This window comes from Baekduia sp., assembly GCF_035685985.1.
Classification (GTDB): Bacteria; Actinomycetota; Thermoleophilia; order Solirubrobacterales; family Solirubrobacteraceae; genus Baekduia.
Window position 1 is genome coordinate 209,034 of record NZ_DASRZV010000037.1, and the last position, 24,271, is coordinate 233,304.

The following is a 24,271-nucleotide window of genomic DNA, read 5'->3' on the forward strand; positions in this document are numbered from 1 at the left end:
TCCTTGATCTCTCAGGTCAGGGTGGAGCGGAAGCGGACGCCGGTGCCGAAGCCGCCGAGCAGCAGGACCAGGCCGCCGGCGACGAACGCCATGGTCATCTCCCGCTTGACGGGCTTGGTGCCGATCTTCGAGCCGAGCGTCCGGTAGATCGCGTCGAGCGTGTCGGCGTCATCGGTGTTGTAGGCCTTCCCGGCCGAGGTCGAGGCGATCTCCGACAGCGTCTGCGGATCCGGCGGGACCGAGACCTGCCGCCCGTCGTCGAGCTGCAGCACGCCGTCCCGCGTGCCCAGGGCCACCGTGTAGATCGGGATCCCGAGCTGCTTGGCGCGCCGCGCGGCGGCCACCGGGTCCGAGCCGTCGGTCGTCTGGCCGTCGGAGAGCAGCACGATCGCGGCGGGCGCGGTCTTGCCGTCGGAGCCCTTGCGGGCCGCGAGCTGGTCGAGCGCCGCCTGCAGCGCGTCGCCGGTCGCGGTGCCGCCGTCGGCGTTCTCGGCGGCGATCGCGCTCTGGATCGCGTCGCGGTCGGTCGTCGGCGCGACGTTGGTCTCCACGCCCGAGGAGTAGCCGGCGAAGCCCACCAACAACGACTTCGGCGCGGACTTCAGGAACGACTTGGCGGCCGACCGCGACGCCTCCAGCCGCGAGGGCGAGACGTCGGTCGCGGCCATCGAGCCGGACTCGTCGCTGACCAGCACGACCGACGCCTTCTCGATCGGGACGTTGACCGTGCGCTGCGGCTTGGCGTAGGCGCCGGCCAGCGAGACGGCCGAGGCGCCGACCAGCGCGGCGGGCAGCACGCGCCGCCAGCGCCCGCGCCCCGCCGCGACGTCCTTCATCGCCGACACACCCGGCAGCCGCACGGCGAACCTCCGCCGCCGCGCGCGCGAGGCCATCCACACCAGCACGACCAGCGGGATCGCCGCCAGCGCGGCGAGATGGAGCGGATCGTGGAAGCTCATCGCAGCACCCGCCCCAGCTCGCGCAGCCAGTCCTCGTCGGTGCGCAGCGTCACGTGCCGCGCGCCCGCCGACCGCAGCGTCGCCGCCACGCGGTCGCGCCGCTCGGCCTCGGCCCGCTCCAGCAGCGCGCGCAGCCGCCGGTCCGACGTGTCCAGGTCCACCATGTCGCCCGTCTCGGGGTCGACGAACGCGACGACGCCCGCGTCGGGCAGCGCGTCCTCCATCGGGTCGCGGACCTCGACGGCGATCAGCGAGTGCCGGGCGGCCAGCGCGCGCAGCGCCGACTCCCAGCCCTCGTCGCGGAAGTCGCTGACCACCGCGACCACGCCGGGCGTCCGCGCCAGGCGGCCGACGCGCGTCAGCCCGGCGCCGAGGTCGCCGCGCACGCCGTCGGCGGCGACGCCGGCCTCCAGCGCGCGGCGCAGCGCGGCCAACGCGTGCTTGCCGCCCTTGGGCGGCAGGATCGGCGCCTCGTCGCCGGCGGCGATCGTCAGCGACACCGAGCCGCCGTGGGCCGTGGCCAGGCGGGCGATGACGTCGGCGGCGCCCTCGGCGACGTCGCTCTTGAGGCGCGTCGTCGTGCCGAAGGCCATCGACGGCGAGACGTCGACCACGACCCACGTCGTGATCGCGCGCTCGGGCACCATGCGGCGCACGTGCGGCTCGCCGGTGCGGGCGCTCGCCGCCGGGTCCATCCGGCGCACGTCGTCGCCCGGGACGTACGGCCGCAACTGCGCCAGCTCGGTCCCGTCGCCGGCCGTCCCGCGGGTCGGCTGGTCGCCGGGCAGGCGTCCGGCGACCTTGCGACGGAGCGTGAGCCCCAGGCGCCGCAGCGCCTGCGTGGGGATCGGGCCGGGCCCCTGTCGGGCCGGCGAGGGGCGCCGCATCAGGCCGCGACCTCGACCAGGTGCGACGCGCGCGGCGCGGCGACGGTCTCGACGATCCGCTCCAGCAGCGCGTCGGCGGTGGCGCCGTCGGCCAGCGCGTCGTAGGACAGGACCAGGCGATGGCGCAGCACGTCCTTGGCGAGGTCGGCGACGTCCTCGACCGTGATGTAGGTGCGGTCGCGCAGCAGCGCGAGCGCCTGCGCGGCCCGCACGAGGCCGATCGACGCGCGCGGCGAGCCGCCGAACAGGATCGAGGACCCCAACTCGGGCAGGCCGTGACGCGCCGGGTGGCGCGTGGCGTCGACGAGCTGCACCGCGTAGCGCGCGACCGCGCGGTCGACCAGCACCTGGCGGGCGCGGGCGCGGTGGGCCTCCAGCGCCTCCATCGTCAGCACCTGGCGGACCTCCGACGTCGACGTGACGCCGCGCGCGATCGCGACCTCGTCCTCGACGTCGGGGTAGTCGACCTTCAACTTGAACAGGAACCGGTCGACCTGGGCCTCGGGCAGCGAGTAGGTGCCCTCGGACTCGATCGGGTTCTGGGTGGCCAGCACGAGGAACGGCTGGGGCACGGTGTAGGCCTTGCCGCCGATCGTGACCTGGTGCTCCTGCATGACCTCCAACAACGCGGACTGCACCTTGGCGGGCGCGCGGTTGATCTCGTCGGCCAGCAGCAGGTTGGCGAAGACCGGGCCCAGCTCGGTGGCGAACGCGCCGTGGTCGGGCTGCCAGATGCGGGTGCCGACGATGTCGGCCGGGACCAGGTCGGGCGTGAACTGCACGCGGGAGAACGAGCCGCCGAGCGCCTGGGCGAGCGTGCGGACGGTCAGCGTCTTGGCCAGGCCGGGGACGCCTTCGAGCAGGACGTGGCCGCCGGCCAGCAGCGCGACGAGCACGCGCTCGAGCATCGCGTCCTGGCCGACGACGACGCGCTTGGCCTGCGCGAGCACGGCCGACAGCGCGTGGCGCGCCTCGGCGTCGGGGTCGACCTCGGTCGGTCGATCGGGGAAGAGGGTGCGGTCGTCTGACATGGTCCGCGAGGGTGCCGGGCGGCCCGTCACCTGCCCGTCACCTCGTCGCGACGGGCAGCGCGAGGCGCGCGACCAGGCCGCCCTCGGCGGGCGCGTCGAGCCGCAGCGCGCCGCCGTGGGACTCCGCGATCGCCTGGACGATCGAGAGCCCGAGGCCGGAGCCCGACGCGGTCCCGCGGCGCAGGCGCTCGAAGGGCTCGGCCAGGCGTCGGAGGTCATCGGGCGCGATCGGCGCGCCCGCGTTGGCGACGGTCAGCTGCCCTGAGCGCAGCTCGACGCGCACCCGTCCCCCGGTCCGCCCGTGGCGCAGCGCGTTGTCCACCAGGTTGGCCGCGGCGCGCCGCAGCAGCGCGGCGTCGCCGCGGACGGTCGTGGGCTCCAGGTGCGCGTCGACGCGCGCGCCCGGCGGCAGGACGCCGCGCACGAGCGCCGACAGCTCGACCGGCTCGTCGGCGCGCGTGCCGTCGGTCGCGGTGGCCAGCGCCAGCAGCGAGGACATCAGCCGGTCGGTCTCCTCGGTCGCCGCGACCGTGTCGCGCAGCACCTCGCGCAGGTCCTCGACCGTGACGTCCGGGTCGTCCAGCGCGACCTCGGCCCCGAGCCGGATCGCGGTCATCGGCGTGCGCAGCTCGTGCGAGGCGTTGGCCACGAAGCGCCGCTGCGCGGCGATCGCGCGCGCCAGCGGCGCGAGCACCTCGCCGGAGACCAGCCAGCCGCCGCCCGCCGCCAGCAGCACCACCGCGACGATCGCGACCAGGTACTGCGAGCCCAGCGACGCGACCGCCGCGTGCGCGGTCGGCGCGTCGAGCGTGGCGTCGAGGTGGTTGCGAACGAGGACGTAGGAGGCCAGCAGCACGAGGCCGCTGGCCAGCGCCAGCAGCCCCGCGTAGAAGAGCGTGAGGCGCAGCCGGACCGCGCTCACATGCGGTACCCGACGCCGGGGACGGTCTCGATGACGTTCGGCGCGCCGAGCTTGCGGCGCAGCTTCATGACCGTCATCCGCACGATGTTGGAGAACGGGTCGACGTTGGCGTCCCACACGCTCGCCAGCAACTCCTCGGTGGAGACGACGTCGCCGTCGGCGCCCATCAGCTCGGCCAGGACGCCGAACTCCTTGCGGGCCAGCTCGACCTCGGCGCCGTCGCGGGTCACCGCGCGCCGGGCCGGATCGAGGCGTACGCCTTGGCGTTCGAGGACCGCGGGGCGCGCGCTGCCGGCGCGCCGCGACAGCGCCTCGACACGCGCGACCAGCTCGGCGAAGCGGAAGGGCTTGAGCAGGTAGTCGTCGGCGCCGAGGCCGAGGCCTTCGACGATGTCGTCGGTGCCGCGCGCCGCGGTCAACATGAGGACCTTGGTGTCGGGCCGCTCGGAGTTCAGCGCGCGGCAGACGTCGTCGCCGTGGACCTCGGGCAGGTCGCGGTCGAGCACGACCACGTCATAGGGATGGACGCGGGCGAGGTACAGCGCCCGGCCGCCGTCGGGCGCGACGTCGACCGCCGCGCCGTGGCGGCGCAGGCCGGTCGCGATCGACGTGGCGACGCCGGGATGGTCCTCGGCCAGCAGCACGCGCACCGCGCTCAGACCCCCGGGCGGCCATGCGCGCGGCCGTGGTCGTGGCGCCGCTCGTCGGGCGTGAGGTCGACCTGCTGCTGGGTGATCGCGGGCTCGGTCGAGCGCGCGGGCCCCCGCGGCAGGCCGGAGCCGATCGCGGCCACGCCCGCCGTCGCCCAGCCGAGCAGGGCGCAGCCGACGGCGACGGACAGGAACGCCAGGCGGTTGGAGGGCATGGACCTCAGCCAACCGCATGGAGCTGAAGCCGGCCTTCGCGGAACCTGAGCGGAACCTGAGGAGCCTGCCAGTCCGGTCAGACGAGCCGACCGGTCATCCGCACTCCGGCCAGCGAGCCGAGCAGCAGCACGAGCAGCGCGCCGCCGGCGAACTCGTTGGCGACGTCCTGCTTCTTGTCCTTCTTGGTCAGCTTGGAGCCGAGCCGCTGGTAGACCTGCGACAGCTCCTCGGCGTCGGAGATCATGTAGGCCTTGCCGCCGGTGATCGCGGCGACCTGCCGCATCGTCGCGGTGTCCGGCGGGACCGGGCTGGTGCCCGACTTGGTGGTGATGGTCCCGCTCGCCGTGCCCAGCGACACGGTGTAGACGGGGATCTTGGCGGCCTTGGCCTGGCGGGCGACGGTCAGCACGTCCGAGCCGCGGACCGACTTGCCGTCGGAGAGCAGCACGATCGCCGACGGCGCCTTGCCCCCGCCCTGGAGCAGCTTGATCGCCTGGGCCAGCGCGTCGCCGGTGGCCGTCGTGCCCGCCGCCTCGATGGACCCGATCGCGTCCTTGACGTCCTGCTTGTCGTCGGTCGGGGAGGTCAGGACGGTCGGCGCCTGGTTGAAGGCGATCGCGCCGATCTTGACGCCGTCGGGGACCGAGTCCACGAAGTCGATCGCCGCGTCGCGCGCGGCGGTGAGGCGGTCGGGCGCGACGTCCTTGGCCTGCATCGACCCGGAGCGGTCGGTGGCGATCACCACGCGCGCCTGCTCGACGGGGACGGCGACGGTCGTCTGCGGCCGGGCCAGCGACGTCAGCAGGATCGCCAGCGCGGTCAGCCCGCCGAGGACGGGGACGTGGCGGCGCCAGCCCGCCCGGCGCGGCGTGACCGCCGCGGCCAACGCGGGCGCGACGAGCGCGCGGCCCCGCGCCCGAACCCGCCGCTCGTGGACCACGTAGGCGCCGAGGAGGATCGGGACGAGCGCCAGGCCGGCGAGCAGCGTGGGTGATCCGAAGGTCATGCCCCGCAGGGTGAGGCCGGGGCCGTCACCTGAGCGTCACCGCCGCGGCCGGGGACGACGGCCCGGCCGCGGCAGCGCGCGGAGCGGCGCGCGCTAGGCGCGCTTGAGCCGGCGAGGGCGGTGTCCGGTACCGGGCACCTGGACGGATGGGCGAGCGCGGCGGTCCTCAGGGATCCGCGCGGCGATCGCTGCCCGCCACGCCGTCCCAGATGACCTGGGCGTGGCCGAGCCACTCGGAGTCGCGCGGCTCCTCGACGATCGGGACGCCGGCGTCGGCCAGCGCCGCGTGGGTCGTCAGCGGCACGCCGTCCTCGACCCGGACCGTGTCGTCGCGCTCGCCGAGGTCCATGCCGCCGACGATGAAGCGGGGCGCGTCGACGGCGGCCTGCGGGTCCTCGCCGCCGAGCAGGCGCAGCAGGACCTGGGTGAGGATCTGCGCGTGGACGCGGCCGCCCATCGTGCCCAGCGCGCCGCGCGGCGCGTTGTTGGTGGGGTCGGTCACCAGGACCGGCATCAGCGTGTGCGCGGGACGGCGGCCGGGCGCCAGCTCGTTGGGGTGGCCGGGCGTGAGGCTGAAGAACGCGCCGCGGTTGTGCAGCAGGACGCCGGTCGACGGCTCCAGGATCCCCGCGCCGAAGCCGTGGAACAGGCTCTGGATGAGCGAGACCGCGCGGCCGTCGGGGTCGGTGGCGACGACCGCGACGGTGTCGCCGGTCGGCCGCGGGTGGCGCTGGACGCCGACCGGGGTGCGCTCGGTCACGGCGCGGTCGGCGAGGTCGGCCAGGTGCGAGTCCTCCAAGAACGCGTCGGCGGCGGGCGCGCCCGCGCGCGGGTCGCCGAGCAGCCGGTCGCGATCGGCGGCGCCGAGGCGGAACAGCTCGGCCAGCGCCCGCGCCGGCACGTCGAGGCCGCCGAGCCGGTCGATCGCGCGCAGCGCCTGCGACAGCAGGAGGCCCGAGGAGTTGGGCGGGCTGGTGTGGACGTCGAGGCCCAGCGCCCGGACGGTCAGCGGCCGCGTGACCTCGGCCGCGAACGCGCCGAGGTCGGCGGCGGTGAACGCGACGCCGGGCACCGCCGCCAGCGCCGCGGCGACCGGGCCCTCGTAGAACGCGCGGGCGCCGCCCGCGGCCAGCGTGCGCAGCGTGGCGGCCAGCGCGGGTTGTTGGAGGACGTCGCCCACGGCCAGGCGCCGGCCGCCGGGCGCGAAGACCGCCGCCATGCCCGCGTCGGCCATCGGCGCGTCGGCGATCGCGTCGCCCAGCGAGCGCGCGATCGGCACGCCGCCCTCGGCGTAGGCGATCGCGTCGCGCAGCGCGTCGTCCCAGCCGCGCGCCGCGCCGCGCGCGTGCAGCGCCGCCCACCCCGCGACCAGGCCGGGCACGGTGACGGTGTCGGGGCCGGTGACCGGCATCGACGTCGCCCCGGCCGCCCGCAGCGCGTCGGCGGCGACGTCCGCCCCGCTCCCCGCCGGGCCGCTGCCGTTGACGGACTCGATCGTCCCGTCCGGATGGCGGACCAGGGCGAACAGGTCGCCGCCCAGCGCGCAGTTGTGCGGGTAGACGACGGTCAGCACCGCCGCGGCGGCCAGCGCGGCGTCGACCGCCGTGCCGCCGCAGGCCAGCGCGCGCTCGCCGGCGGCGGTCGCCGCGCGGTGCGGCGTCGCGACGCTCATGGCCGGAGCGCCTCGCGGTCGGCGCGGAACGCCGCGGGCACCGGCGCGCGATCCAGCAGCGCGTCGGCGGCGATGCGGCCGGACGCCGGGCCGAGCGAGATCCCGTAGGCGCCGTGCCCGGCGGCGACATGGAGGCCTTGAACGCCCGGCACCGGCCCCAGCAGCGGCAGGCCGTCGGGCGTGAGCGGGCGCGCGCAGGCGCGCACCGCGACCGTCGTCGCCTCGGCGACCACCGGCAGGAAGCGCGCGGCGCGGGCGAGGATCTCCGCCGCCAGCGCGTCCTCGTCGGGCGTCGCGGTGCTCCGCGACGCGCCGAGCACGACGACGTCGTCCAGCGGCGTGGCCTCGAACTGCACGCCGGACGCAAACGGCCCGTCCCACTCCTCGACGCGGTGCGCGACGCGCCGCCCGGGCGGCAGCGCGACCTGCACGGTCACGCCCCACAGCGCGCCGACCGGCGTCCACGCCCCGCCGGGATCGATCAGCGTCGACGACCACGGCCCGGCCGCGACCAGGACGCGGTCCGACGCATGGTCCTTGCCATCGGCGCCGCGCGCGCCCACGGCGCGGCCGTCACGGACCTCGACCGTGGCGCGCACGCCCTCGACGATCTCCGCGCCGCGCGCCCGCGCCTCCTCGGCCAGCCGCCGCGTCGCGGCCGCCGGGTGCGCCGGGAAGCCGGTGCCGTGCAGCAGCACGCCGCTCAGGCCCTCCGCGGCCTCCGGCTCGATCGCCCGCAGCGCGTCGGAGTCCAGCGCCTCGGCGCGCAGCCCCGCGAAGGCCGCGACCTCGGCCTCGGCGGCGTCGGGCCCGACCGCGAGCAGCCCCGCGGCCCGCTCGCCGATCACGCCGAAGCGCCGGTGGATCGCCACCGACTCCTCGTACAACTCGGCGCGCGCCGCGTCGAGCGGGTGCTGGATCGACCCGGCGTTGCGACCGCTGGCGGCCGCCGCCACGGCCTCGGCCTCCAGCAGCGTCACCGACGCGCCCGCCTCGGCGAGGAACAGCGCCGCCGCCGTCCCGACGATCCCGCCGCCGATGACGACGACGTCGCTCATGCCACCCGCGCGGGCTCGGCCGCCAGCAGCGCCAGCGCGTGCCGCGCGCTCGCCCGGCCCGAGGCGACGGCGCCCGCGATCCAGCCGGCGTGCTCGGCGGCCACGTCGGAGCCCGCCATCAGCACGCGGCCGTGCGGCGCGGCCAGCGCGTCGAGCACGCCCGCCGACTCCCAGCCGGCGGGGGCGGTGGCCCAGGCGCCGTCGGAGAACGGGTCCGCGTTCCAGTTGTAGGTGTCGATCGCCCGCACGCGCGCCTGCGGAGCATAGACCCGCAGCGCGGCCTCGACGGCGTCCCGGTCGGTCGGGTCGATCGCGTCCTCCAACGCGAAGCCGACGACGAGCTGGCCGTCGCCGTGGGGCTTGCCGACCGCGTTGAGCCAGTGCAGCGGCGTCCCCCACCCCGCGCCGATCAGCCCGTCCGGCACGCCGGTGGCCGACATCCACAGCTTGTGCGGGCGGCACGGGTGGCCGGCCTCCAGCGCGACGCTGCGCGGCCGGGTGAAGCCGGGACGCACGTCGATCGAGGCCATGACGTTGATCGGGACCGCCAGCACGCAGAGCCGCGCGCTCAGCGCGGCGCCGTCGGCCGTGCGCACCACGACGCCGCCGTCGCCCTGCTCGATCGCGACGACCGGCCGCGAGCGGTCGGCCGGGCAGCCGAGGTCGGCGGCCAGCGCGGCGGTCAGCGCGTTGGTGCCGTCGGCGAAGACGTGCTTGAGGTGCGTGGCCATCGACCAGACGCCCTCGCCCTCGGCGACCAGCCCCAGCAGCGCGCTGACCGGCGTGACGTCCATCGACGCCCCGCACATCAGCCCGACCCAGCCGTAGATGAAGTCCCTGGTCGCGGCCGTCGGCGCCAGGCCGTCCAGCCACGCGGCGGTGCTCACGTCGGCGGCCGCGCGCTGGGCCGCGTCGGCCTCGGCGTAGCGCCGCCCGGCCGCGTTGATCGCGACGACCACGCGCTCGAGGTCGCCGCCGTCGGCGACCGGCACCGGCAGCCCGGGCCGCAGCGCGCCGTCGGTGAACCAGCGCGGCGCCGCGTAGGGCTCGGCGTCGTCGACGCCGATGTTGTAGCGGTCGATCTCGTCGCGCAGCGGCCGCTGCAGGTCGGCGTCGAACCAGCCGCCGCCCAGCTCCACCAGCGGCCCGTCGCCGGCGAACGGCGCCGCCCAGGCGCGCCCGCCGAAGCGCTCGCGCGCCTCCAGCAGCCGCACGGACCGTCCCGCCGCCGCCAGGTCCCGCGCGGCGACCAGCCCCGCCACGCCGCCGCCCACCACGATCACGTCCTCGGTCATGCCGCCTCCGTCGTCGCCGTCGCTCGCGCGCCGGCTGCCCACCACTGCGACGCCACGTCGCAGGGTCCGTTCCTGCGCACCCACAGCTCGCCCGCGTGGACGTCCAGCGACACCGTCGCCAGCGTCGCCCAGCGGTCGCCCAACTCGGCGCCCTCCTCCGGGTGGCAGCAGACCGCGCCGCTGCCGCCGGTGTGGTTGGCCATCAGCGCCCGCAGCGCCTCGCGGGTGGCCGGCGTGCGCCCGTAGAGCGCGCGGCTGAGCACGTCGTGGCGCAGGTAGCTGTCGGGGCCGACGCGCGGCGCGCGGTCGCCGAGCGCCGTCGCCGGGTCCAAGCAGTGGTTGGTGCGGATCAGCAGCCCGGTCGGCGCGGGCGCCACGAAGCGCGGGCCCTCGGGCACCAGGTCGGCCGAGATCGCGGACTTGCCCGCGTTGCCGGAGGCCACGAGCGTCAGCGCCGAGGACGCCGACACCTCGGCCGCGCCGAGCATCGCCAGCGCGCCGGAGGCGTCCTCGGCCCGGTCCAGCGTCGCGCGCGCGAGCACGTGCAGCGGCACGCCGATCGCCGGCGTGGCCGCGTCGGCGCGGTGGTGCAGGATGTTGAAGTGCAACCCGAAGCCGCGGGAGCTGACGCCGATCTTGCCCAGCATCCCGTACTCGGTCAGCACGTGCACGACGCGGCCGTCGTCGTGCTCGACGGTCCAGATCATCCAGCCGTCGGCGAAGTGGTCGTGCCAGTCCCAGGTCTGCAGCGTCAGCGGCGGCTGGTCGCCGGGGCCGAGCACGACGACCGTCGAGCACTCGCCGCGGCCGCCCGCGCCGAGCAGGGCCAGGATCTCGGTCCGCGCGTTGAGCGCCGCGACGTGCTCGGGCGCCGCGCCCGCCCCGAGCGCGATGCCGCGCACCTCGGCGCCCGCGGCGGGCGAGAACGCGTCGATCGCGCGCAGCGCCTCGCCCCCGAGCACGCCGAGGTCGACCGCGCCGCCGGCCACCGTCCGGAACAGGCGCTCGTAGCCCTCGATCGTCCGCCGCACCCCCTCGGCGTGCGCGGCGCCCAGCTCCTCGCCGCGGTCCCCGGGCGCCATCGGGGCGGAGCGGTGGACGACGAGGCCGTCGGGCGGTGTCTGAGGCATGTTCATGAACATCGACTACGATCGGTCGGCATGGACGGGGAGACGATCTGCTGGATGCCCGCGCGGGCGATGGCGGCGGCGATCGCCGCCGGCGACCTCACCGCGACCGCGGTGCTGGAGGCCCACCTCGATCGGATCGCGCGGGTCAACCCGATGGTCAACGCGATCGTCACGCTCGACGCCGACGGCGCGCGGGCGCGGGCGCGCGCGGCCGACGCGGCCGTGGCGCGCGGCGACGCGCTCGGCCCGCTGCACGGGCTGCCGGTCGCGGTCAAGGACCTCGAGGACGCCGCCGGGATGCGCACGACCTACGGCTCGGCGATCTTCGCCGACCACGTGCCGGACGCCGACTCGCTGATGGTCGCGCGGCTGCGCGCGGCGGGCGCGATCGTGATCGGCAAGACCAACACGCCCGAGCTCGGCGCGGGCTCGCAGACCTTCAACCCGGTCTTCGGCGCCACGCGCAACCCCTACGACCTGGACCGCACGTGCGGCGGCAGCAGCGGCGGCGCCGCGGTCGCCGTCGCGTGCGGGATGGTGCCGATCGCCGACGGCTCGGACCTCGGCGGCAGCGTCCGCAACCCGCCGGCGTTCTGCTCGGTCGTCGGCCTGCGGCCCTCGCCGGGCGCGATCGCCGCCGACGTCGAGGGCGGCGACCCGTGGGAGTCGCTGTCGGTCTACGGCCCGATCGCCCGCACGGTCGACGACGCCGCGCTGCTGTTCGGCGCGCTGGCCGGCGACGACCCGCGCGACCCGCGCTCGGTCCCCGCCCCGGCCGACGCCCTGGACCCGATCGGCGAGGGCCGCGCCGTCGGCGACCTCCGCGTCGGCTGGAGCGAGCGCCTGGGCGACCTGCCCGTCGAGGGCGCGATCCGCGACGTCCTGCGCGCCGCCCGCGCGCGGCTGGCCGACGCGGGCGCGCGGGTCGAGGACGCCGAGCCCGACCTGCGCGACGCCGACGAGGCCTTCGACGTCCTGCGCGCGCTCGGCTTCGCCACGGGCATCGCGCCGCTCGCCGCCGAGCACCCCGGCCGCCTGAAGGACACCATCATCTACAACCTGGAGAAGGGCCTCGCGCTGACCGGCGCGCGGATCGGCAGCGCCCAGCGCGCCCGCGAGCGCGCGTTCACGGCCATGCGCGCGTTCCTGGCCGGCGACGGCTTCGACGTCCTCGCCCTGCCCGTCACCCAGGCCCTGCCGTTCTCCGTCGACGTCCCCTACCCCACCGCCATCGACGGCGTCGAGATGGAGGACTACGTCGCCTGGATGCGCTCCTGCTCGCGGATCACGGTCACCGGCCACCCGGCGATCTCCGTCCCGGCCGGCTTCACGACCGACGGGCTGCCCGTGGGGCTGCAGCTCGTCGGCCGCCACCGGGGCGAGCGCGACCTGCTGGCGGTCGCGCGAGCGGTCGAGCGGACGCTCGATGCCGCCCGCCGACCGCCGCTGGTCGACCGCCGCGCTCAGGACCGGAACAGCGAGTAGTACTTGGACTGGATCGCGGTCAGCTCGGGCGTGTTGATGCCCGAGCTGTACTTGTCCAGCACGTCGTCGGGGATGTCGGTCATCGGGTTCTTGGCGACCGCCGCCGGGACGTAGTCCAGCGCGCCCTGCACCGGGATGTTGTAGCCGACCCAGGTCTGCTCCCCGCCCGCGACCTTGGGGTCCAGCATGTAGTTGATCCACGCGTGCGCGGCGACCGGGTTCTTGCCCGCGGCCGGGATCAGCCACTCGTCGGTCCAGTACCAGCCGCGGTCCTGCGGGACGAAGAACCCGATGTCGATGCCCTTCTTCTTGGCGTCGGTCGCCGCGCGGGCGACGTCGCCGTTCCAGCCGATGCCGAGGTCGATGTCGCCGCGACCCAGGCGCTCGATGTAGGTCGAGTTGATGTTGGAGATCGCGGGCTTGGCCGCGTTCATCAGCTTCATCGCCTGCTGGTAGTCGGCGTCCTTGGTCGACGACGCGTCGAGGCCGAGCGCCAGCAGCGCGAGCGGGATCGTCTCCGCCGAGCCCTCGATGAAGTTGATCGACTTGCCCTTGAGCTTGGGGATGAGCTGCCACCAGCCCTCCAGCGTCGTCGGCGGGTCGGGCACCACGTCCTTGCGGTAGTAGAACGAGGTGATGCCGTAGTCCTTGGTGACCGCGTGCTTGTTGCCCGGGTCCCAGGGGTTCTTGGTGAACTTGGGCTGCAGGTTCTTCAGGTTGGGCAGCAGCGCGTGGTCCAGCGGCCGCGCCAGGCCCTTCTCCACGATCTCGGGGATGTAGCCGCCCGAGGGGACGACGATGTCGTAGTCCGACCCGCCGGCCGACAGCTTGGCGATCAGCTCGTCGTTGGAGCCGTAGCCCTCGACCTTGGTCTTGGGGCCGAACTTCGCGGTGTAGCGCTTGTAGTCGGCCGGGTCGACGTAGTCGGCCCAGTTGGCCATCAACAGCGGCCCGGCCTCGACCTTCGTGCCGAGCTTCTCGGCCCCCGACGCGGCGGCGCTGTTGCCCCCACCGCCGGCGCCGGACTTGCCGCCGCAGGCGGCCAGCAGCAGCGAGGCCATGCCGCCGGCGCCGGCCATGAGCGCCTTGCGCCGGGTCATCGGACCCATGGGGGCGAGGATCCTGATCTCGTCGTCCTTCATGTGTGCGTGCTCTCCTCGGGGGTTCAGGTGATGGAGGTGGTGAAGTCGGAGGCCGACGCCTGCCGACCGCCGAGGCGCAGCGCGAGCGCCGCCAGCAGCAGGCCGACGAGCGTCACGCCGATCATCAGCGTGGCCGCGGCGTTGAGCGTCGGCGTGAGGCCGAAGCGCAGCGCCGAGAGGATGTGCAGCGGCCAGGTCTCGTGGCCGGCACCGGACGTGAAGTTCGAGATCACGACGTCGTCGAACGAGAACGTGAAGGCCAGCAGGCCGCCCGCGAGGATCGCGGGCGCCAGCCGCGGCAGCGTGACCTGCCAGAACGTCGAGATCGGCCCGGCGCCGAGGTCGCGCGCGGCCTCCTCCAACGTGTCGCCCATCGACAGGAAGCGGGCGCGCACGATCAGGATGACCAACGACATGTTGAACACGCAGTGGGCCAGGAACATCGTCAGCTCGCCCAGGTCGAAGCCGACGTTGACGAAGAAGATCAGCGTCGCGATCGCGATGACGACCTCCGGCACGACGACCGTCAGCAGGATCACGACCTCCGCGGGCGTGCGGACGCCGGCCTTGGCGCGGGACAGCGCGAGCGCCGCCGCGGTCCCCAGCAGCGTCGAGACGATCGCCGTCGACAGGCCGATCCGGAACGAGCGCAGGATCGAGCTCGTGATGCCGTCGTCGTGCAGGGCCTTGGAGAACGCCGACGTCGAGAACCCGTCCCAGACCGTGACGTAGCGCCCGCCGTTGAAGGCGTAGATGACGACGATCACGATCGGCAGGAAGAGCCCGACGTAGACGAGCGCGCTGTAGCCGCCCAGCAGCGACGGGACCGCCACCAGCCGCGTCGCGCCGTAGACCAGCCCGACGCCGACCAGCGCGGCGATCAGGCTGCCCACGCCCAGGTCGCCCTTGAGCAGGTCGGCCAGGAAGGCGACGACCGCGACCAGGCCCCCGACCAGCGCCAGCGCGCCGACGAAGGACGACACCTTGCCCAGCACGTCACGCATCGCGGATCTCCGTCGCCCGGGTCGAGAGCCAGATGTACAAGATGAGGAACAGCGACAGCGCGGCCATCAGCACCATCGCGATCGCGGCGCCCAGGGGGTAGTTCTGCTGCTCCAGGAACGCCCGCTGGATGATGTTGCCCATCAGGTCGACCTTGCCGCCGCCGAGGATCTGCGGGATGACGTACTCCCCCATCATCGGGATGAACACCAACAAGGTGCCGGTGGCCAGGCCGGGGACCGCGAGCGGCAGCGTCACCCGGCGCAGCGCCGCGAAGGCGTTCGAGCCGAGGTCGTTGGCCGCGTCCAGCAGCTTCCAGTCCAGCCGGTCCAGCGAGGCGTAGACCGGCAGCACGAAGAGCGGCAGGTAGTTGTAGACGATGCCGATCTGGACCGAGGTGTTGGTGTAGAGGATGTGCAGGGGCTTGTCGATCAGCCCGACGTCCTGCAGCCCCTTGGACAGCACGAAGTGCGGGTCCAGCACGATCAAGAAGCTGTAGGTGCGGATCAAAAACGAGGTCCAGAACGGCACGATCAGCAGGCCGAGCAGCAGGTTCTTGCGGTTGGCGGGCGCGTAGCGGGCCAGCCAGTAGGCCATCGGGAACCCGACGAGGATCACCAGCAGCGTCCCGATCGCGGCGAAGCGCAGCGTGCGGGTGAAGACCTTGATGTAGACCGGGTCGAAGGCCTGCGAGAAGTTCTGGGTGTCGAAGCCGTAGGAGACGTCGCCGTAGCCCAGCGGGGTGGCGACCGAGAAGGCCACCAGGAACCCGAGCGGGACGAGGAAGAACGCGGCGTAGTAGGCCAGCGACGGGCCGAGCAGCGTCAGCGGGTAGCCGGCGGGACGCGGGATCAGGCCCAGGCGCGCGAGCAGCACGCCGCCGCCGACGAAGACCGGCAGCGCGACGACGATCAGCAGCGCGCCGGGCGCCAGGCCGGTGACGAAGCCGCCGAGCTGCGTGTAGAGCGCCGCGGCCAGCGCGACGCCGGCCAGGCCGATGAGCGCGCTCAGCAGGCGGCGGCCGCGCGTCGGCGCCGACGGGACCGCCACGACCTCCTCGTCGCGGGGCGCGGTGACGGTGGCGGCTATGAGATCACCGCCGCCGGGTCGGCGTCCTCGAAGCCCGTGGCCGCGATGGCCCGGTCCTCCCCGCCGTGCGGCGCCAGCAGCAGGCCCGCGCCGGGATGGAAGTCGATGACCAGCGGGTCGCCGGGGCGCAGCGCGGCGGCCGCGTCGTCGGACGGCGTGCGCGCCTGGCGCAGCAGCACCTCGTCGCCGTCGCCGACCTTGGCGATCACCTGCAGGCGGTCGCCGAGGACCATCGCGGTGGCGACGGTCGCGTTGCCGTCGGCGCCGGCGGTCGGACGGAACGTGCCGCACTCGGGCCGCAGCCCGACGCGCACCCGCGCGCCGTTGGCGCACTCGGTCAGCCGGCGGCCGAGCGGGACCTTCATCCCTCCGGGCAGCTCGGCGACGTCGCCGGAGACCGTGCCGTTGACGGTGGACATGTCGCCGATGAACCCGGCGACGAAGCTCGTGGCGGGCTCGTCGTACAGCTCGCGCGGGTTGGCGAGCTGCTCGATGCGGCCCTGGTCCATGACCGCGATGCGGTCGGCCATCGCCAGCGCCTCCTCCTGGTCGTGCGTGACGAACACGAACGTGATGCCGACGTCGGCCTGCAACCGCTTCAACTCGATCTGCATGGCCTTGCGCAGCTTCTGGTCCAGCGCGCCGAGCGGCTCGTCGAGGAGCAGCACCTTCGGCCGCATGACCAGCGCGCGGGCCAGCGCGACGCGCTGCTGCTGGCCGCCGGAGAGCTGCGCGGGCTTGGCGTTCTCGCGGCCCGAGAGGCGCACCATCCCGAGCGCCTCGGCGGCCTGCCTGCGGCGCTCGGCCTTCTTGACGCCGCGCTGCTTGAGGCCGAACGCGACGTTGTCGATGATGTCGAGGTGCGGGAACAGCGCGTACTGCTGGAAGACCGTGTTGACCTCCCGCTTGTGCGCCGGGACCCCGACCACCGGCTCCCCGCCGATGTGGATCTCGCCCTCGGTCGGCTGCTCGAACCCCGCGATCATCCGCAAGGTGGTGGTCTTGCCGCATCCCGACGGGCCGAGGAGGGCGAGGAACTCGCCGTCCTGGATGTCCAGATCCAGCCGGTCGACCGCGGCGACGTCGTCGAACCGCTTGGTGACGCCCCGCAGGGACACCACCGGCTGCGTGTGCTCCATGGAGCGAATCTACGGGCGCCTTCCGGCGATGGCATCGACCGTTGTGTCCCGGACTTCGCGCCAGAGAGTCACACAGTGTCACGTGTGCCGACCGGGGGTCCGAGGCACCTCCGACACGCGGTCGTGCGACGGACGCCGATCAGCGTCCGGCGATGATCCCGGCGAGCTTGGCCGCCAGCGACGGACGGCCGGTGCGGGCCTCGCGCTCGTCGGCGCGGCGGTAGAGGCCGTAGACGGCGTGGACGCCCGCGAAGCGCAGCGGCTCGGGCTCCCACGGGCGCGCGAAGGGGCCGACCCAGGGCAGCCGCGTGAGGTCGGAGTCGATCCCCAGGATGAGGTCCTTGAGGGTCCGGCCGGCGAGGTTGGCGGCCGCCACGCCCTCGCCGACGTACCCGCCCGCGTGCGCCAGACCGGTCGTTCGGTCGAGCCCCACGGCGGGCGCCCAGTCGCGCGGAACGCCCAGGACGCCGTGCCACGCGGCGTCGATGCGGACACTCCGCAGGGGCGCGAACAGCTGGCCCAGCCGGGCGCGCAGCTCGGTGACCGTGCGCTGCGGGACCGGGCCCTCGCGGTCGGTCTTGGAGCCGAAGCGGTAGGGCACGCCGCGGCCGCCGATCGCGATGCGGCCGTCGACCGTGCGCTGGGCGTAGATGTAGCGGTGGCGGCCGTCCAGCAGCGTCTCGGCGTCGTTCCAGCGGATGGCCTCCCAGGTGGCGGCGTCCAGCGGCTCGGTGACGAGCATCGACGAGGTCATCGGCAGCAGGTCGCGGTGGTGGCCGGGCAGGTCGGCGGTATAGCCCTCGGTCGCGCGGACGACGTGCCGGGCGTCGACCTGCCCCTGCGGCGTCGTCGCCCGCCCGGGGGCGATCCCGGTCACCGGCGACTGCTCGTGGATCGTCACGCCGAGGCGCTCGGCCGCCTCGGCCAGGCCGTGGACGAGCTGGGCGGGCTGGACGCGGGCGCAGCACGGCGTGTACCTCGCGCCGACGACGCCCTTCACGGCGACCCGCTCCGCCGCCGCCCGCGCGTCGAGGAGCTGGTTGTCGTCGTCGCTCCAGCCCCACGCCCGGTCGTGCGCGACGCGCGCCCTGACCTCCTCCAGCTCCAGCGCGGTCTGCGCGACGTGGATCGAGCCGCCCTTGCGCAAGCCGCACTCGATGCCCTCGCGCGCGACGACTTCGCCGACCTCGTCGACGGTGTCGCGGATCGCCTGGCCGAGCGCGACGACCGCGTCGCGGCCGGACCGGGCCGCCCACCGGTCGCGGTCGCCCGCCAGCTCGCCGACGACCCAGCCGCCGTTGCGGCCCGAGGCGCCGAACCCGACGGTCCGGGCCTCGAGGACCACGACCTCCTGGGACGGGTCGGCGCGCTTGATCTCATAGGCCGTCCACAGGCCGGTGTAGCCGGCGCCGACGACGCAGACGTCGGCGTCGCGGACACCGGCGAGCGCCGGGCGCGGCGGCGCGGTGCGACCCGAGGTGACGTCCCAGAACGAGATCGTGGTCATGGCCATCACCTTGTCAGGCGCGCGGGCGGGGGTCTGCCGACAGGACGTCACACGGTGGGCGCGAGAAGGCGACGGCCTGTCCGTTGTGGGCGCGCCGCGCGCTCGCGATGGTTGGGGCATGAGCGGCAACGCAGACGGAGCCATCCTCGGCGCGTCGATCCGGACGATGGACCCCGGCGCTCCGATCGCGAGCGCGATCGCGTGGCGCGACGGGACGATCGTGGCGGTGGGCGACGACGCGGCGGTGCGGTCGACGGTCGGGCCGGGCACGGTCGTGCTCGACGGGTCCGGCGCGCACGTGACGCCCGGGCTGGTCGACGCGCACATCCACCCGTTCCACGGGACGATCGCCACGCGCGGCGTGGACCTGCGCGAGGCGACGACGCTGGAGGAGGTCAACGCGCTGCTCGCGCGGGAGCGCGCGCGGTGCGGCCCGGACGCGTGGGTGCTCGGGCACAGCGTGCGCTACGAGCCGTTCCACGCGTCGGGGATCACGGCGGACGCGATCGCGGCGGCGGTCGGCGACGTCCCGGCCGTGTTGGGGTTCTACGACGGGCACACGTCGCTGGCCTCGCGGCCGGCGCTGGCGCTGGCGGGGATCGACGGGCCGCGCGCGTTCGCGGAGTTCGCCGAGATCGTCTGCGACGCGGACGGCAGGCCGACGGGCGCGCTGCTGGAGAACGGGGCGCAGGACCTGGTGCGGGCGGTGACGCCGGCGCTGACGCGCGACGAGGCGCTGGACGCGTACGCCGAGACGCTGCGGGCGTTCAACCGCGTGGGGTTGACCGGCGCGCACGCGATGCTCGGCGACCCGGACCTGCTCGACGTGGTGCGGGCGCTGGAGGCGCGCGGTGACCTCGGCGTCCGGTTGTTGATGCCCATGCATCAGCCGCCGGGGATCACCGACGAGGAGGTCGCGTGGCATCTGGGCGCCGTGGGCGAGCGCGGGCGCCGCTGGCGGGCCGGGACCGCGAAGTTCTTCCTGGACGGCGTGCTGGACAGCGGGACGGCGTGGCTGGTCGACCCGGGCCCGGGCGGGCTGAACGCCGATCCGTTCTGGCCGTCGTTGGCACGGTACGAGGAGCTGGTGGCGCGGTTCACCGCGGCCGGGTTCTCGTGCATCACGCACGCGGTCGGCGACGGCGCGGTGCGCGGCGCGCTCGACGCCTACGAGCGGGCGGGCGCGCCGACGCGCGGGCGGATGCACCGGATCGAGCACCTGGAGACCGTGATGGACGAGGACCTGCCGCGCTTCGCGTCGTTGAACGTGGCCGCGTCGATGCAGCCGCTGCACATGGAGGGGCTGGACGATCCGTCGACCCCATCGTCCTGGTCGGACGGGCTGTCGGCCGGCCGCCTGGAGCGCGGCTTCCGCGCGGCGGACCTGGCCGCGGCGGGCGCGCTGATCCCGCTGGGGTCGGACTGGATGGTCGCGGACTTCGACCCGCGCGTGGGGATGGCGTGGGCGCGGCTGCGGCGCAAGCCGGGCCGGCGAGATCTGGTGCCCTACCGGCCCGAGCAGGCGCTGAGCGCCGAGCAGACGTTGTTGGGGTACACGGTCTGGGCGGCGGCGGTCGAGGGGCCGGAGGCGGGCTACGGGCGGCTGGCCGTCGGGATGGCCGCCGACGTCTCGGTCTTCGGCGCCGACCTCGTGGCCTACGACGCCGACGAGCTGCCCGACGTGCCGGTGCTGGCGACGATCGTCGACGGGGAGGTCGTCCACCGCTCGGCGGAGGTCCGGTCGTGAGCTGACGTGTCACAGCGGCGGTCGCCGTCTTGTCATGGAGGGAGGCAGGGTCGATCCTTCGAGCGAGGCGGTGATGATGCGGGTCTTCGTAGCGGGCGCGACGGGCGCGATCGGGCGGCAGCTGGTGCCCCGGCTGGTGGCGGCCGGGCACGAGGTGCACGGCATGACGCGCGGCGAGGCCAAGCGGGAGCTGCTGTTCGAGCTGGGCGCGACGCCGGTCGTCGCCGACGCGCTGGACGCCGAGCAGGTCGCCGAGGCCGTCGGGCGCGCGCGGCCGGACGTGATCGTCCACCAGCTGACGGCGATCCCGGCGTCGATCGACACGCGGCACATGGAGCGCGACTTCGCGGCGACCAACCGGCTGCGGACCGAGGGCACCGACCACCTGCTCTCCGCCGGGCAGGCGGTCGGCGTGCAGCGGTTCGTGGCGCAGGGGCACGTGGCGGCCTACGCGCGCGTCGGCGGCGCGGTCAAGGGCGAGGAGGACGCGTGGGACGCGGCGCCGCCGCGGGCGATGCGCCCCAACCTGGAGGCGATGCGCCACCTGGAGGACGCGGTGCTCGGCGCGTCCTGGACCGAGGGGATCGTGCTGCGCTACGGCTGGTTCTACGGGCCCGGGACGTCGCTGGCGCCGGGGAGCGAGATGGTGGACATGATCCGCCGGCGCAGGTTCCCGCAGGTGGCCGACGGCGGTGGCGTGTGGTCGTTCGTCCACGTGGCCGACGCGGCGGACGCGACGGTGGCGGCCGTGGAGCACGGCGAGCGCGGGCGCTACAACGTGGTCGACGACGATCCGGCCGCCGTGGCCGACTGGCTGCCCGCCCTGGCGTCCCAGCTCGGCGTCAAGCGGCCGATGCGCGTGCCGCGGGTGGTCGGGCGGCTGTTCGCGGGCGAGGCGGGCGTGGTGATGATGACCGAGCTGCGCGGGGCGTCCAACGACAAGGCCAAGCGCGAGCTGGGCTGGGCGCCGGCGCACCCGACGTGGCGCGGCGTCCTGGCGACGGCATGACCGAGCACGAGCACCTGCTGGACGAGCTGCGCCCGGTCGCGTTCGGGATCGCCTACCGGATGCTCGGCAGCGTCTCGGAGGCCGAGGACGTCATGCAGGAGGCGTTGTTGAAGGTCCACCAGGCGCTGCGGGGCGGCGAGCGGATCGCGTCGCCGCGCGCGTTCGTGGCGACCGTGACCACGCGGCTGGCGATCAACGAGCTGCGCTCGGCGCGGGCGCGACGCGAGCGCTACGTCGGCGACTGGCTGCCCGAGCCGATCATCACCGACGGCGACCCGGCCGAGATCGCCGAGACCGCCGACGCGCTGTCGCTGGCCATGTTGGTGGTCTTGGAGAGCCTGTCGCCCGAGCAGCGCGCGGCGCTGCTGCTGCACGACGTGTTCGACTACGGCTACGGCGAGATCGCCTCGATCGTCGGCAAGAGCGAGGACAACGTGCGCCAGCTCGCCACCCGCGCGCGGCGCCACGTCCAGGAGCGCCGGCCCCGCTTTGCCACCACCCGCGAGCAGCGCGACGAGCTGGCGCGCCGGTTCTTCGCGGCAATCGAGCAGGGCGACGTGGCCGGGCTGGAGGCGCTGCTGACCGCCGACGTCCAGCTGACCGGCGACGGCGGCGGGAAGGTCCCCGCCCTGCGGCGGTCGCTACGGGGCCGTGCGGTGGTCGGCGAGATGCTGGCGTGGTGGCTGTCCAACATGCGCCGCGCGCCCGGCGTCACGCTGTCCGCCGCGTCGGTCAACGGCGACCCGGGCGCGGTGTTCCGCGACGCCGAGCAGCGCCTGCTGGCCGTGTGGTCGCTGGAGATCGAGGACGGCGCGATCCGCGGAATCCGCTCGGTGGTGAACCCGGACAAGTTGGGGCACTTGGGGCTGGTGGGGGACTTCGCGTCCGCGGTGCGGGCGGGGGTTTCGTAGGGCGCCTGTGGCGTCCGGTGCGGGGTGTTGGTGGTGGTGCGGGGCGTTGGTGGGTTTTGCATTGAGAGCGGCGAGCAGGGGTGGGTGGTGCCGGCGTGGGCTCGTCTGCCGTCGTGGTCTGGGGCGGGTGCCTGCGCCGCTTCGTGGTCTGGCGCAGGGACTCGCACCCAGACATCAGACCCGGCCAGGGCGGTCGCTGTGGACCCAGGGCTGCCGTGGGCGTTGGTCGGCGGCACGCGGGGCATCGTTCGGGCCCGAAGTGCCATGCGAACCGTCCTTCGTGCGCCGACCGATGGCGTCTTGATGTCGCCCAGGAACACCAAGGCGCCATTGGTTGCCCAGGGGCGCCGGCCTCGGCAGATCAGTGGCACTTCGGGGTCGCCAGGCGACCCCGAGCTGCCATCGGTCTCCGGGGAGCGCCGGCCTCGCCTTCGATCCCACCGACGGCGTCTTCGTGTCGCCGAGGAACACGAAGACGCCGTTGGTCGCCCAGGGGCGCCCGCCGCGGCAGATCAGTGGCACTTCGAGGTCGCCAGGCGCCCCCAAGCTGCCATCGATGCGGGGTGGAGGGTGCGCCACCCTGGCCCGGATTCAGGTCTGGATGCGAGTCCCTGCACCAGGCCCCGCAGCGGCGCAGGCACCCGCCCCAGACCACGACGGCAGACGAGCCCACGCCGGCACCACCAACCCCTGCCCGCCGCTCTCAATGCAAAACCCACAGCGCCCCGCACCACCAACCCCAACCCGCGCCGGACGCCACCAACGCCGCCCCTCACTCAGCCGGCCCGCAACCGTCCATCATCCGCTTCGCCCGCAGCGCCAGGTGGAACCCGAGGCGCGTGTCCTCGTCGTACAGCGACGTGTCCAGCAGCTCCTCGAGCCGCGAGATGCGGTGGTAGACGGACTGGCGCTCCAAGTGCAGCGCACGTGCCATCCCCGTCTTCTGCCCGCACTCCACGACGAAGGCCTCGAGGGTTGGCAGCAGCTTCAGGGACCGACCGCGGTCGTGGGACAGGATCGGCTCCAGCCGGCGTTGGACGAAGGCGCGCACGTCCGGGTGGTCGCGGAGCTGCCAGAGGAGGCGGTCGAGGTCGGGGATCGAGGCGTCGCGCCAGCCGCCGTCGGGCGCGTCGCGGCGGAAGGCGGCGGCGTCGACGACCTCGCGCAGCTCGTCGGCGACCTTTGTCCAGGAGGCGATCGAGGCGCCGACGTGGAGGGTTCCGGCGTCGGCGGTGCCGAGGTGGCGGCGGCAGGCCGCGGCGAAGACCCGCGCCAGCTCGTCGGCGCGCGCCGGGCGCTGGTCCACGGAGGCCAGGCCGACCACGCAGGCGATCTCGTGCCCGCCGGGCAGCAGCCCGCCGATCGCCGGCACGACCTGCGCGGTCAGGTGCTGGCGGACCTCCTGCCAGACCATCGTCCACGCGATCTCGTCGGGCCCGTGCTCGGCCCCGGTCGGTGCGCTGGGCACCATCACGCACGGCAGCAGCTGCGCCACGCCGGCCGGGAAGCCGAGGATCGTCAGCTGCCGCGCGATCTCGGCCTCGCTCAGCTCGCACGACATCAGGTTGGCCAACAGGTCGCCGCGGGCCCGCGCCTGCAGCACCTCCTCCTGGCGCGCCTGCCGCGTCGCCAGCGCGACCAGCCCCGCCGCGCGCTCCAGCGCCGGGCGGGTGATCTCCCGCAGCGGCCCGTCGATCGCCAAGGCCACCAACCTGCCCTGCGCGCGCTCGCGCCCGGTCGGGACCGAGACGGCGCACGACGGCGGCGCGCTCGGCAGCCCGCGGCGCACGGCGTCCCACTCCCCCACGACCGCCGCGCGATCCCGCGCGTGCACGGCCTGGTAGAGCAGCTGCCCGTCCTCGCGCTCCAACACCACCGGGTTGCGGATCTCGTCGGCGAGCAGCTTCATCAACTCGGGGATCCCGCCGCCGTCGACCATGATGTCCGTGAAGAGACGGTGCAGCTCGTCGACCCGGCGCAGCAGCTCCAGGTGCCCGGCCTGCAGCTGCGAGTTGATCCGCTGGGTCGCGTCGACGAACGGGACCTCGCGATGCAGCGCGATCACCGGCAGCCCGTGCTCGTCGGCGACCCGCGCCAGCGCGTCGGGCACGCGGTCGATCGCGGTCCCCAGCTCGATCACCAGCGCCGCGACGCCGCGCTCGGCGAGCCCCAGCCCGAAGCGGCGCAGCCCCGCCGCGTCGGTCGGCATCCGGACGCCGGTCGTCATCACCAGCTCGCCGCCCCGCAGCAGCGCCGCGATGTTCGGCACCTCCGACGCGTGCGCCCAGCGCACGGGCGCGGTCAGCCCGGCCCGGCCGGCGACGACCTCGGGCGCGCCCGCCCGCAGCTCGTCGAACCGCAGCACGGCGGCGACCGTGAGCGCTCCCGAACCCCCATCAGGGCGTACAACATCG

The 24,271-nt window shown here is 74.8% G+C and carries 21 protein-coding genes; 4 read left to right on the top strand and 17 right to left on the bottom strand.

Features of this window, described 5'->3' with window-relative positions:
- Positions 1 to 11: 11 nt before the first annotated feature.
- The 11 genes from VFG42_RS25875 to VFG42_RS25925 all read right to left on the bottom strand — a co-directional run bounded on the left by VFG42_RS25875 (position 12) and on the right by VFG42_RS25925 (position 10,826).
- Positions 12 to 959, bottom strand: coding sequence for a VWA domain-containing protein (locus VFG42_RS25875; protein WP_324911735.1), 948 nt, complete (start codon positions 957 to 959; stop codon positions 12 to 14).
- Positions 956 to 1,846, bottom strand: a complete 891-nt coding sequence (locus VFG42_RS25880) for a DUF58 domain-containing protein (protein ID WP_324911736.1) — start codon at positions 1,844 to 1,846, stop codon at positions 956 to 958. Before VFG42_RS25880 ends, VFG42_RS25875 begins: the two co-directional genes overlap by 4 nt.
- On the bottom strand, positions 1,846 to 2,877 hold the full coding sequence (locus tag VFG42_RS25885) for a MoxR family ATPase (protein ID WP_324911737.1): 1,032 nt from the start codon (positions 2,875 to 2,877) through the stop codon (positions 1,846 to 1,848). Before VFG42_RS25885 ends, VFG42_RS25880 begins: the two co-directional genes overlap by 1 nt.
- Positions 2,878 to 2,914: 37 nt before the next feature.
- Positions 2,915 to 3,799, bottom strand: coding sequence for a HAMP domain-containing sensor histidine kinase (locus VFG42_RS25890; RefSeq protein ID WP_324911738.1), 885 nt, complete (start codon positions 3,797 to 3,799; stop codon positions 2,915 to 2,917).
- Positions 3,796 to 4,449 (bottom strand): response regulator transcription factor, encoded by a 654-nt coding sequence (locus tag VFG42_RS25895; RefSeq protein ID WP_324911739.1) that lies wholly within the window; start codon positions 4,447 to 4,449, stop codon positions 3,796 to 3,798. The genes VFG42_RS25890 and VFG42_RS25895 overlap by 4 nt, the downstream gene beginning before the upstream one ends.
- Positions 4,450 to 4,454: 5 nt before the next feature.
- The gene (locus VFG42_RS25900; protein ID WP_324911740.1) at positions 4,455 to 4,664 is read right to left on the bottom strand and encodes a hypothetical protein; all 210 of its coding nucleotides are present in this window, start codon (positions 4,662 to 4,664) and stop codon (positions 4,455 to 4,457) included.
- A gap of 77 nt (positions 4,665 to 4,741) precedes the next feature.
- Entirely contained in the window at positions 4,742 to 5,671 is a 930-nt protein-coding gene (locus VFG42_RS25905; RefSeq protein ID WP_324911741.1) for a VWA domain-containing protein, read from the bottom strand.
- A 166-nt stretch (positions 5,672 to 5,837) separates the two neighbouring features.
- A complete protein-coding gene (locus VFG42_RS25910) occupies positions 5,838 to 7,343 on the bottom strand; it encodes a gamma-glutamyltransferase family protein (protein ID WP_324911742.1) in 1,506 nt (501 codons plus the stop codon).
- On the bottom strand, positions 7,340 to 8,401 hold the full coding sequence (locus tag VFG42_RS25915; protein ID WP_324911743.1) for an FAD-binding oxidoreductase: 1,062 nt from the start codon (positions 8,399 to 8,401) through the stop codon (positions 7,340 to 7,342). The genes VFG42_RS25910 and VFG42_RS25915 overlap by 4 nt, the downstream gene beginning before the upstream one ends.
- On the bottom strand, positions 8,398 to 9,696 hold the full coding sequence (locus VFG42_RS25920) for a flavin monoamine oxidase family protein (RefSeq protein WP_324911744.1): 1,299 nt from the start codon (positions 9,694 to 9,696) through the stop codon (positions 8,398 to 8,400). Before VFG42_RS25920 ends, VFG42_RS25915 begins: the two co-directional genes overlap by 4 nt.
- Entirely contained in the window at positions 9,693 to 10,826 is a 1,134-nt protein-coding gene (locus tag VFG42_RS25925) for a C45 family peptidase (RefSeq protein WP_324911745.1), read from the bottom strand. The genes VFG42_RS25920 and VFG42_RS25925 overlap by 4 nt, the downstream gene beginning before the upstream one ends.
- A 30-nt stretch (positions 10,827 to 10,856) precedes the next feature.
- Between VFG42_RS25925 and VFG42_RS25930 the strand changes: the two genes are divergently transcribed.
- Positions 10,857 to 12,311 carry an amidase gene (locus VFG42_RS25930; RefSeq protein WP_324911746.1) on the top strand — a complete coding sequence of 485 codons (1,455 nt, stop codon included), beginning with the start codon at positions 10,857 to 10,859 and terminating at the stop codon, positions 12,309 to 12,311.
- Here the strand turns inward: VFG42_RS25930 and VFG42_RS25935 are convergent.
- The 5 genes from VFG42_RS25935 to VFG42_RS25955 form a co-directional block, all read right to left on the bottom strand.
- Positions 12,290 to 13,420, bottom strand: a complete 1,131-nt coding sequence (locus VFG42_RS25935; protein WP_324911747.1) for a spermidine/putrescine ABC transporter substrate-binding protein — start codon at positions 13,418 to 13,420, stop codon at positions 12,290 to 12,292. The two genes, VFG42_RS25930 and VFG42_RS25935, sit on opposite strands and share 22 nt — an antisense overlap.
- 56 nt (positions 13,421 to 13,476) lie before the next feature.
- Positions 13,477 to 14,457 carry an ABC transporter permease gene (locus VFG42_RS25940; protein WP_324911748.1) on the bottom strand — a complete coding sequence of 327 codons (981 nt, stop codon included), beginning with the start codon at positions 14,455 to 14,457 and terminating at the stop codon, positions 13,477 to 13,479.
- The gene (locus VFG42_RS25945; protein ID WP_324911749.1) at positions 14,450 to 15,505 is read right to left on the bottom strand and encodes an ABC transporter permease; all 1,056 of its coding nucleotides are present in this window, start codon (positions 15,503 to 15,505) and stop codon (positions 14,450 to 14,452) included. The genes VFG42_RS25940 and VFG42_RS25945 overlap by 8 nt, the downstream gene beginning before the upstream one ends.
- 35 nt (positions 15,506 to 15,540) lie before the next feature.
- Positions 15,541 to 16,683: an ABC transporter ATP-binding protein gene (locus VFG42_RS25950; RefSeq protein ID WP_324911750.1), complete on the bottom strand. Its 1,143-nt coding sequence runs from the start codon at positions 16,681 to 16,683 to the stop codon at positions 15,541 to 15,543.
- A gap of 139 nt (positions 16,684 to 16,822) precedes the next feature.
- Complete coding sequence (locus VFG42_RS25955; RefSeq protein ID WP_324911751.1) at positions 16,823 to 18,190, bottom strand: FAD-binding oxidoreductase; 1,368 nt, start codon at positions 18,188 to 18,190, stop codon at positions 16,823 to 16,825.
- Positions 18,191 to 18,308: 118 nt separating this feature from the next.
- On the opposite strand from VFG42_RS25955, the gene VFG42_RS25960 reads away from it, so the two are divergent.
- From VFG42_RS25960 to sigJ, 3 genes are all read left to right on the top strand, one after another.
- Positions 18,309 to 19,937: an amidohydrolase gene (locus tag VFG42_RS25960; protein WP_324911752.1), complete on the top strand. Its 1,629-nt coding sequence runs from the start codon at positions 18,309 to 18,311 to the stop codon at positions 19,935 to 19,937.
- A gap of 76 nt (positions 19,938 to 20,013) precedes the next feature.
- Positions 20,014 to 20,946 (top strand): NAD(P)-dependent oxidoreductase, encoded by a 933-nt coding sequence (locus tag VFG42_RS25965; RefSeq protein WP_324911753.1) that lies wholly within the window; start codon positions 20,014 to 20,016, stop codon positions 20,944 to 20,946.
- Positions 20,919 to 21,857, top strand: coding sequence for an RNA polymerase sigma factor SigJ (gene sigJ / locus VFG42_RS25970; protein WP_324911754.1), 939 nt, complete (start codon positions 20,919 to 20,921; stop codon positions 21,855 to 21,857). Before VFG42_RS25965 ends, sigJ begins: the two co-directional genes overlap by 28 nt.
- A 772-nt stretch (positions 21,858 to 22,629) precedes the next feature.
- Here the strand turns inward: sigJ and VFG42_RS25975 are convergent.
- A complete protein-coding gene (locus VFG42_RS25975) occupies positions 22,630 to 24,222 on the bottom strand; it encodes a PucR family transcriptional regulator (protein ID WP_324911755.1) in 1,593 nt (530 codons plus the stop codon).
- Between the last annotated feature and the right edge of the window lie 49 nt (positions 24,223 to 24,271).